Origin of the sequence: Marinobacter sp. (genome assembly GCF_041984545.1) — a bacterium.
Lineage (GTDB): Bacteria > Pseudomonadota > Gammaproteobacteria > Pseudomonadales > Oleiphilaceae > Marinobacter.
In genome coordinates, this window is sequence record NZ_JBHIXV010000026.1 from 44245 (window position 1) to 56328 (window position 12084).

Consider the following 12084-nt stretch of genomic DNA (forward strand, 5'->3'; position numbering starts at 1 on the left):
GACTCGGTTTGCAGGGAAATTGGTATCGGGCAGGGCGCCCGTTGAACGTGAAAGGCCGCTATTATCGCGGAAAGTTGGGCTGCAAGCAAAAGCCGGGTAGCGCCCGTGGGGTGCAGGGTTCATCCGGTTTCCTGCGGGTCTACGTCAATCATCCAGCGTGCGCCGGCTGGCAATTTTTGCTGGTCCAGTTGCTGGCAGATCAGCGTGAGCCGTCGATTCAGGACGCTGCGGTTGTTGGCGTTCAGGATCAGTTGGGCCCGGTGCCGGTCAGCACGACGGGCAATGATGGCCGGTAGCGGGCCCCAGACATCAATGCCCGGCGCGTTGGCCAGAGATTTGATGTTGTCGAGCACCTGGAGGCTGTTGGCCATGGTGTCCGCTTCCGCGCGAAAGATGGCCATGGCCCGGAACGGGGGAAACCGGCCTTCTTCCCGTTCCCCAAGTAACTGGTCGGCCATGTCCAGATAGCGGCCCTGGCACAGGGTTTTCAACAGGGGGTGATCGCTGTGGCAGGTCTGTACCAGCACCTTGCCCGGCTTCGAGCCCCGTCCTGCGCGGCCGCTGACCTGGAGCAGTGTCTGGATCAGCTGTTCTGGTGCGCGAAAATCGACGCTGAAAAGCCCCCCGTCTGCGTTCACCACCACCACCAGCGTAACGTTGGGAAAGTCATGACCCTTGGCGAGCATCTGGGTGCCCACGAGGACGCAGGGCTTGCCGCTGTTGACAGTGTTGAGGATGCCCTGGATGCTGCCCTTGCGCTGGGTACTGTCCCGATCCACTCGAACCACGGGTGTTTCCGGGAACGCGGCAGCCAGAATGTCCTCGGTTCGCTCGGTTCCCTGGCCGACCGGCTTGAACGCCTCGCTCTGGCACTTCGGGCAATGGTCCGTGGCCGCGGTCTGGTAGTCGCAATGATGGCAGCGCATGGCCCGATCGCGGCGGTGATAGGTAAGCCGGCTGTCGCAGCGGGGGCAATCGCTGATGTGGCCGCAGTCAAAACACATCATCACCGGCGCAAAGCCCCTGCGGTTGACGAACACCAGCGCCTGTTCGCCCCGCGCCAGGGTCTGTTCAATGGCATTGAGCGCGGGGCGTGACAGTCCGCCTTCAAGGGGACGGCTACGGATGTCGAGGAGATTGATGGCCGGAGGGGTGGCGTTGTTCGCCCGGGTTTCCAGTCGCACCAGCCGGTATTTGCCCTGACGGGCATTGTGGACAGACTCCAGCGACGGAGTGGCGGAACCCAGGATGATGGGGCAGTGATTCAGATGCGCGCGATAAACGGCCATGTCCCGCCCGGAATAGCGAAAGCCCTCGCCCTGTTTGTAGGAGCTGTCGTGCTCTTCATCAACAATGATGGCGCGCAGATTGGTGAATGGCAGCAGGACGGCTGAGCGGGTGCCGATCAGGATCACCGGCTCGCCGTTGCGAATTTTCAGCCAGGTGCTCAGGCGTTCGCCATCGTTGAGTGCCGAGTGCCAGACGCGGATCCGAGCGCCGAAGTAGTGCTCGAAGCGGGCAACGGTCTGAGGGGTCAGGTTGATCTCCGGCACCAGTACCAGGGCCTGGTCTGAGTCCTCGAGCTTGTTCTTCAGGTAATGCAGATAGAGCTCGGTTTTGCCGCTACCGGTGATGCCATATAGAAGGAAGGCGCTGAATCTGTCTCGTGTGCTGCTTTCAAGCTCCGAAGCCGCCGCGCTTTGCGCATCGGAAAGAACTGGCTGTCGGCTCGGGGATTCGCTCGGGGTTGCCCGATGGCTGTTGGCTGGAGGTGCAACCATCCTGGCCAGTTGCCGTTCAAGGAGCGCTTTCAGCTGGGCGCGGGTAAAACCGGCCTGAACAATACGGCTTTCAGGCGCCCCCTCGGGGTGGGTGGCCAGCCAATCCACCAGGGCTCGCTGGCGATGGGCGTTGCCGGGCAGGGTGGCCGAGCTGCTGCAGGCGCACCACCACTGTTCGGTTTTCTCTTGCGCCTTTCGCCCCCGTCTCAGGGAGGGCGGCAGTGAGGTGAACAGGCACTCCCCCAGGGGGTGCTGATAATAGTCGCTGGCCCAGCTCAGCAGGCGAAACGTTTCTTCCGGTAGGGCTGGCCAGGGCTCCAGAATCCCGGCAATCGGTTTGAGGGTGATGCCTTCGGGGGGATTGACTCCGGTTTCAACCACCAGCCCGGTAGCCTGCTGTCGACCGAACGGGATTGTGACTCGCTGGCCCGGCTTCAAATCCATTCCGACCGGAATACGGTAGTCAAATAATCGGCGCAGGGGGCGGTTGAGGGCAATACGCGCTGTCAGGGGCACTGGGCTCTCCAAAGAAAAACGGACATTACGGTATTTCCCTATCCTGTGCAGGCGCTGGCCTGTCGGTTGATCCCTGGAGGTGGTGCGGAAAATCCGAGTGGCGCTTGCCTGGATTGGCAATTGCAAGTAAGATTCGCGGTCTGTTTCCGGCAGGGCATGATTGTGCCCCGTCTTCACACTTGATTCAAACATGCGGTGCCTGGCGCCAGGGTAGTTCAGATACCCCGTGACCTGGTAGCGGCATGACCTAACGAGGTTCGTCATGAAAGAAGGTATCCATCCCAAGTACGAAGAAATCACCGCCACCTGTTCCTGCGGTAATTCCTTCAAGACCCGGTCTACCTACACCCAGGATCTGCAGCTGGACGTGTGCTCACAGTGCCACCCGTTCTACACCGGCAAGCAGAAGGTTATGGATACCGGTGGTCGTATCGACCGCTTCCAGAAGCGTTTCGGCGGTCGTATCGGTGGCAAGAAAGACTGATCACCAGAGATCTGAAAAAAGCGCCTTCGGGCGCTTTTTTATTTTCTCAGGGCCGCTGTGTAGGTAAACAGTACATACGCAATTCGCCTTATTGACTGCTCATAAATTGTCCGGGAGCCACTTGTCGTTTCGGGTCTGGCGGGCCATAATGTCGCGCTCTGCCGGTTAGGGGCATGGCCCTCTGCCAGCGGTTCATTACCTTTATAAACGTGACAAACGGAACAGTGGCAATGTCTCAAGATCTGAAAGAAGCAGCCCTTGAATATCACGCCAAGCCGCGGCCTGGGAAGCTGAGTGTTGAAATCACCAAGCCGACCAAAACCTCCCGCGATCTCTCCCTGGCGTATAGCCCCGGGGTTGCCGAACCGGTCCGCGAGATCGCAAAGGACCCAGAGAATGCGTACAAGTACACTGCCAAGGGCAACCTGGTAGCTGTTATCTCTGACGGTTCCGCAATTCTTGGTCTGGGGAATCTGGGTCCTCTGGCGAGCAAGCCGGTTATGGAAGGCAAAGGCGTACTGTTCAAGCGCTTTGCCGGGATTGACGTCTTTGATATTGAGGTCAATTCCGAGAGCCCGCAGGCGTTTATCGAAACGGTTGAGCGTATCGCCGATACCTTTGGCGGCATCAACCTGGAAGACATCAAGGCGCCCGAGTGTTTTGAGGTTGAGCGGGCCCTGATTGAAAAGTGCAACGTGCCCATCTTCCACGATGATCAGCACGGCACAGCCATCGTTACTGCGGCCGGCATGATCAATGCCCTTGAGCTGCAGGGCAAGAAAATTGAAGAGGCGACCGTGGTCTGTCTGGGTGCGGGTGCTGCCGCTATCGCCTGCATGAAGCTGCTGATCAGCTGCGGTATTCGCTCTGAGAACATCTTCATGCTCGACCGCAAGGGTGTGATCCACTCTGGTCGGGATGATCTGAACCAATACAAGGCCATGTTCGCTAACGACACCGACAAGCGCACTCTTGACGACGCTATCGACGGCGCGGACGTGTTCCTCGGCCTGTCCGGCCCGGACCTGTTGACTGCAGAACAGCTCAAGAAGATGGCGCCGAATCCGATCGTGTTTGCCTGCTCCAACCCGGATCCGGAGATCAGCCCGGAAGTTGCCCTGGCTACCCGTGATGACCTGATCATGGCGACCGGTCGTTCCGATTACCCGAACCAGGTCAACAACGTTCTGGGCTTCCCCTTCATCTTCCGCGGCGCGCTCGACGTTCGGGCCACTGCCATTAACGAGGAAATGAAGGTTGCGGCTGTCAACGCCATTCGCGAACTGGCCAAAGAGCCGGTGCCTCAGGAGATCTGTGAGGCCTACGGCGTGGAGAGCTTCGAGTTTGGCAGGGAATACATCATTCCCAAGCCCATGGATGTTCGGCTGCTTGAGGTGGTTCCGGCTGCTGTTGCCCGTGCCGCTGTTGATTCGGGTGTTGCGCGCAACCCCTACCCGGCGCACTACCCCCTGAAGTCCATGGATGACATCATCTGATCCTGGTGCTCAGTCAAAAAAACCGGCGGTGATCCCGCCGGTTTTTTTATGGCTGAGCGTCCGTACTCAGAAGATCCTGCGGGACAGATCGTCCTCCTCGGCACCGCCGCCCCCATTGCCGTCGTCCTGAGCGGAGAGGGGGGGTGGTGCGTCCTCTTCACGGAATATCTCGAAAATCCCTTCCTCGCCTGGGCGTACGCGTTGCCCGGTCTCCGGGTTGATGCGAATGTTGACGATGCCATTGGGGCGCGGCATCACCGCCGGCTCGGTGCCTTCGAGCGCCACCTCCATGTAGTCCAGCCAGATGGGTAGAGCGGTGCTGGCACCGAATTCGCGGCGGCCGAGGGGCGCCGGCTGATCAAAGCCCACCCAGGTGGTTGTCGCAATCTTGTGGTTAAAGCCGGCGAACCAGGTGTCTTTCTGTTCATTGGTGGTGCCGGTCTTGCCCGCGATGTCATCCCGGCCAAGCGCAAGCGCTCTGCGCCCGGTGCCCAGGCGAATCACATCCCGCATCATGGAGTGCAGAATGTAGACCGCCCGTTCGTCCGCGAGGCGTTGCATCACCCGGATCTTTGTCTCTTTGTCGCCGCTGTTGTCCTGCGCTTGCGTGTCTGTTCCCTGCGCGGAAGGGGGCTGGTCAATGGCAGTGGCGGGCGCTGCCTGTGCCAGCAGTTCGTCGCAGTTGGTGTCGCAGAGTATGGTGTCAGGTGCCTTGTAGATCGTCTTGCCCTGGATGTCCTGAATGCTTTCAATCAGGTAGGGCTGCACGTCATAGCCGCCATTGGCAATGACGGCGAGTGCTCGGGCCAGTTCCATCGGTGTCAGCTGGCCGCTGCCCAATGACAGGGAAAGGTTGTCTGGCATGTTGGCGGTGGGAATCTTCAGCTGCTTCAGGTAGTCCAGGGTGTTCTGGATTCCCAGGTCCCTCAGCAGGCGGATGGATACCAGGTTGCGGGAGCGATACAGGGCTTCCCGAAGCCGTGTGGGGCCATAGAACTGGCCCGAAGAGTTCTGGGGGCGCCAGGCGGTTTCAAGTTCGGAGTCGTCGAACACAATCGGAGCGTCGTTGTAGATAGTGGCCGGGGTAATCCCTTTCTCCAGAGCGCTCAGGTAAAGGAAGGGCTTGAATGTGGAGCCAGGCTGGCGGCGGGCCTGGGTGGCCCGGTTGTACTTGCTCTGGCTGAAACTGTAGCCGCCGCTCAGGGCTTCGATGGCTCCGGTCTCGGTGCGCAGGGAAATCAGTGCCCCTTCAACCCGTGGGATCTGCGCGAGCGCCACGCTTGCCGGTGCCTGCTCCCGATTGTCAATCTCGGCTTCCTGCTCGCCGGCATCTGGAGTCGGAGGCGTCTCCGGGTGTACGTAGACCACGTCGCCCGGGGCGACGACATCCGACGACTTTTCCGGCTCCGGACCGGTCAGGTTTTCCGTTTTGTAGCGTTGGGCCCAGGTCATGGTATCGAACGGCATGACGCTTGGTCCCAACTCGCGAACGTGGACTCGGGCCAGGCCTTCCTCGTCATTGACCTCCGTTACCACGGCGGGTAACAGAGAGGCCACTTTCGGATAGTTGAGCATAAGGTTGCTCAGGTCGCGCTCGGCGAGGCTGTCGGCATCCAGCTGACCAATCGGTCCCCGGTAGCCGTGTCGGCGATCGTAGGCTACGAGTCCGTCGCGAAGGGCTTCGGTGGCCGCCTGTTGCTTGCGGCTGTCCACGGTAAGCGTCACCGTGTAGCCATCGGTGTAGGCGTCCTCCCCGAAGCGACGGACCATTTCAGAGCGCGCCATCTCCGCCACGTAATCGGCATCGACCTCGGTCTCGGTGGCGTTGTAGCTTGCGGTCAGAGGCGCTGCAACGGCCAGGTCGCGGGCATCCTTGGTAATGAAACCGAGTGAGTGCATGCGGCCCAGAATCCAGTTTCTCCGGATCATGGCGCGTTCCGGGTTTGCCAGCGGGTTGAATGCCGACGGCGCTTTTGGCAGACCTGCCAGCATGGCCATTTGCGCAAGCGAGAGTTGGGCGACCGGTTTGTCGTAGTAGACCTGTGCTGCGGCGGCAATGCCGTAAGCCCGGTTGCCGAGATAGATCTTGTTCAGGTAGAGCTCAAGAATCCGGTCTTTTTCCAGTTCACGTTCAATCTGAAGAGCCAGAAGTATCTCGTTGAACTTCCGGATAAAGGTTCGGTCGCGTGACAAAAAGTAATTTTTTGCAACCTGCATAGTGATGGTACTGCCCCCGGACTGAATCTCGCCGGTGGAGACCAGTTCGATGGCAGCCCGCGCCAGGCCTTTGATGTCGACTCCGAAGTGCTCGTAAAAACGCGCGTCTTCCGCGGCCATAAAGGCTTGTAACTGAATTGTTGGGATCTGTTCGATTGTGATCGGTGCCCTTCTCTTTTCACCGAATTCTGCTATTAATCTGTTGTCTTTGCTATATACCCGCAACGGCGTCTGGAGCTTGATGTCCAGCAGTTGTGAGACGGGAGGAAGTCCCGGGCGAAGATAAAGATAAAAGCCTGAGGTAACGATTACGGCGACACTCAGTCCGGTAAGAAACAACCAGGCAAGAAGGCGAGATGCACGCAACAAATGAGACATTTTTTTCTGACAACTGTTGGATATAGGTCTATCATTTGAGAAATTGCTTTAGGAAGGATGAGACGCTTCACCGCTGCAATGGTTCTCGAGAATAAATAAGAACACGCATTGTAGACGGAATAATGAAGAAATTCTCTTAAAGAAAAATCACATAAGTTACGTAACCGGGTGCATCTAACCAGGTATAGGGTGAGCGCGTGTTCGGATTGTTTGGAAAGAAATCCAGTGCAGTGCTGGGCTTGGATATAAGCTCCAGTTCGGTCAAGCTTCTGGAGCTATCGAAGCAGGGTGACCGGTACAAGGTCGAGAGCTACGCCGTTGAGCCGTTGCCGGCCAACGCCGTGGTCGAGAAAAATATCACGGACGTCGAGGCTGTGGGCGAGGTGCTCAAGCGGGTGGCGTCCAAGTCCCGTTCCGGTGTCAAGCAGGTAGCCGTGGCTGTGTCCGGTTCTGCCGTCATCACCAAGGTCATCCAGATGGATGGCGGGCTGAACGAGTTCGAGATGGAAGACCAGATCGCACTCGAAGCAGACCAGTACATTCCTTACCCCCTGGACGAAGTGGCCATCGATTTTGAAGTGCAGGGTCCGTCGGAGAGTAATCCGGACCAGGTTGACGTGCTGTTGGCCGCCTGCCGCAAAGAAAACGTCGACATTCGCGAAGACGCCCTCGAGATTGCCTCGCTGACCACCAAGGTGGTGGATGTTGAAGCCTACGCGCTGGAGCGGGCCTACGCCCTGATCGAGCCCCAGCTCGATTCCCAGGGCGAGGAGCTGGTGGTCGCGATTGTGGATATTGGCGCCACCATGACCACGCTGAGCGTTCTGGCCGGAGGCAAGACCGTATATACCCGCGAGCAGATCTTCGGAGGCAAGCAACTGACCGAAGAGATCCAGCGCCGGTACGGGTTGTCCCTGGAGGAAGCCGGCCTGGCCAAGAAGCAGGGCGGACTGCCCGACGACTACGAGACCGAAGTGCTCATGCCTTTCCGGGAGGCGGTGGTCCAGCAGGTCGCGCGGGCACTGCAGTTCTTCTTCGGTGCCAGCCAGTACAACGCCGTTGACTATGTGGTTCTGGCCGGCGGAACTGCGTCGATTCAGGGACTCACAGAAATGGTCGAGGAAAAAACAGGTACGCCGACTCTGGTGGCCAATCCCTTTGCGGATATGGCGGTGGGGTCAAAGGTCAATGCATCAGCCCTGAGCAATGACGCGCCCTCATTGATGATTGCCTGCGGCCTGGCGATGAGGAGCTTCGACTGATGGCAAAGATCAACCTCCGACCGTGGCGCGAGGAGCTTCGCGCCGAGAAGCAGAAACAGTTTGTGGTCATGATTCTGGGCGCGGCGATTATTGCCGGCGGTCTGGTGTTTCTCTGGAAATCGGACATGGACAGCCGGATTGCCTACCAGCAGTCCCGCAATGCCTACATTGAAACCGCGACCAAGAAACTGGACCAGCAGATCAAGGAGATCGAGAACCTCAAGCGCCAGCGCGACGAGCTGCTTGCCCGGATGCAGGTTATCCAGGATCTCCAGGGCAAACGTCCGGTGATTGTCCGGGTGTTTGACGAGCTGGTCAGAACGCTGCCGGACGGCCTGTACTACACCGACCTCAAGCGCACAGGCGACCGGCTCGACATCGTGGGCATGGCAGAATCCAACAGCCGGATCTCCAACCTGATGCGTCAGTTCGAGGAGTCTGACTGGTTCACCAACCCCAATCTCTCCAACGTATCCGCCGCCGACAGTCGTCGGGCCGGATACAGCCAGTTCAACCTGTCGGTGCAGCAAAAAACACCTGAGCCCGAAGGGGAGGGTAAGTAATGAGCCTCGCGGACTCACTCAAAAGTCTTAATGAATTCGACATCAATGATCTGGATGTCAACAACGCGGGTATCTGGCCTGCACCGGTCAAGGCCATCGTTGTCCTGATCATTTTTGGTCTGATTGCCGGTGGTGGCTACTGGTTCTTCATCAAGGACCAGTATGCGCAGCTCGAGCGGGTGGAGAAGACCGAACAGGAACTTCGCAAGAAATACGAGGAAAAGGCCTATCAGGTGGCAAACCTGGAGGTGTTCAAGGCCCAGATGGCAGAGATGGAAGAGACCTTCGGCGCGCTGGTGCGGCAGTTGCCCAGTGAAACCGAGGTTCCGGGCCTGCTGGAAGACATCACCAACACGGCGCTGGGCAATGGCCTGTCGCTTCAGGAGGTGAAGCTTCAGCCAGAGCAGCGCCGCGATTTCTATTCCGAGCTGCCCATCAATATCCGGGTGTCCGGTTCCTACCATGAGCTGGCGTCCTTTGTCAGCAGTGTCGCAAGCCTTCCTCGGATCGTGACCCTGCACGACTTGACCATCAAACCAACTGGCGGAGACGGAGAGCGGCTTGATATGCAGGTTGTGGCCCGTACCTACCGCTACCGGGCTGGAGAATGAGCATGGCAGGAAAACATGCGGTAAAAGCCTGGCTGGGACTCTGTGCGGCGTCGCTTCTGACGGCCTGCTCCCAGGGCGGTGGCTTTTCGGATCTTGATAAATTCATGGCGGAAACCCGTGCCAAGCCCCGCGGATATGTGGAGCCGCTGCCGGAGTTCAAGGCCTATGAGGCGTTCAGCTATTCGGCAGCCGACCGTCGGGCGCCCTTCGAGCCACCGATCGATGTTCAACTGACCATGGTAGACGAACAGCCGGTGAGCAATGTTGAGCCGGATCTGGATCGGCCCCGGGAAGTGCTGGAGAATTTCGACCTCAAGACGCTGCAAATGGTCGGCACCCTGCAGGGCGCGTCCGGTAACCTGTTTGCACTGGTTGAAGACAGCACCGGGGGTATTCACCGGGTCCGGACGGGCAACTACATGGGGCAGAACTACGGCCGCATTGTCGGCGTCAGTGAAACCCGAATCGAACTGATCGAAATCGTTCCCAATGGCCGGGGTGGCTGGGTTGAGCGTCCTCGCTCCCTGACCCTGGAAGAAGACGCGGGCTAAGGAGCGGCTGGATGAAAGATGAAAGAACCATGCACGTACAAAAAAGTTTAGGGTCGAGGCTAGCGATGTTCAGAAAACTCAATGTATACGTCAGCGTGATTGCTCTTGGGTTGTTCTCCGGCCTGGCCAACGCGGTCACGCTGGAAGACGTGTCGTTTTCGTCGCTACCGGGCGAGCGGCTTGAGGTCAAGCTCCAGTTTGATGGTACACCCCCGGAACCAACGGGTTACACCATCGAGCGGCCGGCTCGCATTGCGGTCGACCTCCGGGATACCACCAGTGGTCTGGACAGCCGGAGTATTCCGCTGGGCTCGGGCAACGCCCAGAGCATGACGGTGGTGGAAACCAAGGACCGCACCCGGCTGATTTTCAACCTGGTGGAGCTGGTGCCCTACGACACGACCCGTTCTGGCAACTCCCTGGTCATGACCATTGGTGGCGACGGTGCCGTGGCCAGCACGGCCGGCTCGTCAAGCGCCACCTCTGCTTCCTCGTCGTCTGCCAGTGGGGCTGCGAATGCCCTGTCTGGCGTTGACTTCCGTCGAGGCAAAGACGGTGAGGGCCGTGTGATTGTGGATCTTGGCAGCTCCAGTACCCCGGTCGATCTGACCGAGAGGGCCGGCAAGATCCGCCTCACCATGGAAGATCTGACAGTGCCCAGCAACCTGCGTCGTCGGCTGGATGTCACGGACTTCGCGACACCGGTAACCCGGATCGATACGTTCGTGGAAGACGGCAACGCCGTGGTGGAGATCAGTCCGCAGGGTAACTACGACTACATCGCCTACCAGTCTGGCAGCCAGTTTACTGTCAGCGTAGAGGAACTGACCCAGGAAGAGGCCGAGTCGCGCCGTGAAGAGAAGTTCCCGTACACCGGCGACAAACTCTCCCTGAACTTCCAGGACATCGAAGTGCGTTCGGTTCTCCAGCTGATTGCGGATTTCACCGGGCTGAACCTGGTGGCCAGTGATACCGTGGGTGGCAGCATCACCCTTCGCCTGCAGAACGTGCCCTGGGATCAGGCCCTGGATCTGATTCTCAAGACCAAGGGTCTGGACAAGCGCCAGATCGGCAACGTGCTGCTGGTAGCGCCGGCGGACGAAATTGCCGCCCGGGAAAAGCTCGAGCTGGAAACCAACAAGCAGATCGCCGAACTGGCCCCGGTTCGCCTGGATATTATTCAGGTCAACTACGCCAAGGCAGCGGACATCGTGTCGTTGATCAAGGAAGACGAAGAGCTGATCTCTGACCGCGGCTTCGTGTCTTCCGATGTTCGCACCAATACCATCAGTGTCCGGGAGACAGCGGAGAAGCTCGAAGAGATCCGTCGCCTCGTCTCCACCTGGGACGTGCCCGTGCGTCAGGTTTCCATTGAAGCGCGGATTGTTCGTGCCCAGACCAACGTTGCCGAGAACCTCGGAGTTCGCTGGGGCGGCGCGGCCTATGACATTAACGGTGACAACATCGTATCTATCGGTGGTGGCCTTGATGGCGTGCAGGATGCACGGGATTCCGCTGCTACCCCCGGTTCTTTCCAGACCTCGTTCCCGGGCGCTCTGGCCGTGGATCTGGGTGTGTCCGGTGAGGGCGCGTCGTCCTTCGCCATCGGCTGGGGCAGCGACGACTTCCTGGTTGATCTGGAACTGTCTGCCCTGGAAAGCGACGGTCAGGCGGAAGTGGTTTCCCAGCCGCGGGTCGTGACTGCGGATCGCCAGACCGCGTCCATCAAGTCCGGTGAGGAGATTCCGTACCAGCAGGCCTCCTCCAGTGGTGCGACCTCGGTTTCGTTCAAGGAGGCGGTGCTGTCTCTGGAAGTCACCCCGCAGATCACGCCGGACGACAAGATCATCATGGATCTGGTGGTGAATCAGGATTCCCGTGGTGAAGTGACGGCCGGCATCCCGTCCATCAACACCAATGAAGTGACCACGCAGGTGCTGGTGGGTAACGGCGAAACCGTGGTTCTCGGTGGTATTTTCCAGTCCGAAGTTGCCACCCAGACCACCAAGACCCCGTTCCTCGGAGACATCCCCTACATCGGGCGTATCTTCAAGCGCACCGAGCACATCGATGAGCGCAGTGAGCTGCTGATCTTTATCACGCCAAAGATCATCAAGAACGACCTCATTCGATAATCAGGGGTGCAGAAAAAGCCGCCGCGTGACACCGGCGGCTTTTTTGGTGCGCCCGGCACGGGCGCACTCCTGGAGGTGCAAGTCCTCCCG

Annotated in this window: 9 protein-coding genes; 7 read left to right on the plus strand and 2 right to left on the minus strand. The window is 59.1% G+C overall.

The genetic code is table 11. The annotated features are described in order from the left end of the window. Positions 1-119: 119 nt before the first annotated feature. Positions 120-2297: a primosomal protein N' gene (locus tag ACFC20_RS12800; protein WP_375193346.1), complete on the minus strand. Its 2178-nt coding sequence runs from the start codon at positions 2295-2297 to the stop codon at positions 120-122. A 262-nt stretch (positions 2298-2559) separates the two neighbouring features. On the opposite strand from ACFC20_RS12800, the gene rpmE reads away from it, so the two are divergent. Both rpmE and ACFC20_RS12810 read left to right on the plus strand, forming a co-directional pair. After that, a complete protein-coding gene (gene rpmE / locus ACFC20_RS12805) occupies positions 2560-2781 on the plus strand; it encodes a 50S ribosomal protein L31 (protein ID WP_091992284.1) in 222 nt (73 codons plus the stop codon). Positions 2782-3011: 230 nt separating this feature from the next. After that, on the plus strand, positions 3012-4277 hold the full coding sequence (locus ACFC20_RS12810) for a malic enzyme-like NAD(P)-binding protein (protein ID WP_375193347.1): 1266 nt from the start codon (positions 3012-3014) through the stop codon (positions 4275-4277). Between the two features lie 66 nt (positions 4278-4343). On the opposite strand, the gene ACFC20_RS12815 is transcribed toward ACFC20_RS12810, so the two are convergent. Continuing rightward, positions 4344-6872 (minus strand): penicillin-binding protein 1A, encoded by a 2529-nt coding sequence (locus tag ACFC20_RS12815; RefSeq protein ID WP_375193348.1) that lies wholly within the window; start codon positions 6870-6872, stop codon positions 4344-4346. A gap of 197 nt (positions 6873-7069) precedes the next feature. Between ACFC20_RS12815 and ACFC20_RS12820 the strand changes: the two genes are divergently transcribed. The 5 genes from ACFC20_RS12820 (at position 7070) to pilQ (ending at position 11994) form a co-directional block, all read left to right on the plus strand. Next, positions 7070-8134: a pilus assembly protein PilM gene (locus ACFC20_RS12820; RefSeq protein ID WP_375193349.1), complete on the plus strand. Its 1065-nt coding sequence runs from the start codon at positions 7070-7072 to the stop codon at positions 8132-8134. After that, on the plus strand, positions 8134-8697 hold the full coding sequence (locus ACFC20_RS12825; RefSeq protein ID WP_375193350.1) for a PilN domain-containing protein: 564 nt from the start codon (positions 8134-8136) through the stop codon (positions 8695-8697). Before ACFC20_RS12820 ends, ACFC20_RS12825 begins: the two co-directional genes overlap by 1 nt. Beyond that, positions 8697-9308 (plus strand): type 4a pilus biogenesis protein PilO, encoded by a 612-nt coding sequence (locus ACFC20_RS12830; RefSeq protein WP_375193351.1) that lies wholly within the window; start codon positions 8697-8699, stop codon positions 9306-9308. The genes ACFC20_RS12825 and ACFC20_RS12830 overlap by 1 nt, the downstream gene beginning before the upstream one ends. A 2-nt stretch (positions 9309-9310) precedes the next feature. Further along, a complete protein-coding gene (locus tag ACFC20_RS12835) occupies positions 9311-9859 on the plus strand; it encodes a pilus assembly protein PilP (protein ID WP_091992290.1) in 549 nt (182 codons plus the stop codon). A 65-nt stretch (positions 9860-9924) separates the two neighbouring features. Further along, the gene (gene pilQ / locus ACFC20_RS12840) at positions 9925-11994 is read left to right on the plus strand and encodes a type IV pilus secretin PilQ (RefSeq protein WP_375193352.1); all 2070 of its coding nucleotides are present in this window, start codon (positions 9925-9927) and stop codon (positions 11992-11994) included. Positions 11995-12084: the final 90 nt, after the last annotated feature.

What these genes read in the sequence shown, in the direction of transcription:
- rpmE (WP_091992284.1), top strand. Translation starts at nt 2,560, where the DNA reads ATGAAAGAAGGTATCCATCCCAAGTACGAAGAAATCACCGCCACCTGT.
- ACFC20_RS12810 (WP_375193347.1), top strand. Translation starts at nt 3,012, where the DNA reads ATGTCTCAAGATCTGAAAGAAGCAGCCCTTGAATATCACGCCAAGCCG.
- ACFC20_RS12815 (WP_375193348.1), bottom strand. Translation starts at nt 6,872, where the DNA reads ATGTCTCATTTGTTGCGTGCATCTCGCCTTCTTGCCTGGTTGTTTCTT.
- ACFC20_RS12825 (WP_375193350.1), top strand. Translation starts at nt 8,134, where the DNA reads ATGGCAAAGATCAACCTCCGACCGTGGCGCGAGGAGCTTCGCGCCGAG.
- ACFC20_RS12830 (WP_375193351.1), top strand. Translation starts at nt 8,697, where the DNA reads ATGAGCCTCGCGGACTCACTCAAAAGTCTTAATGAATTCGACATCAAT.
- ACFC20_RS12835 (WP_091992290.1), top strand. Translation starts at nt 9,311, where the DNA reads ATGGCAGGAAAACATGCGGTAAAAGCCTGGCTGGGACTCTGTGCGGCG.
- pilQ (WP_375193352.1), top strand. Translation starts at nt 9,925, where the DNA reads ATGTTCAGAAAACTCAATGTATACGTCAGCGTGATTGCTCTTGGGTTG.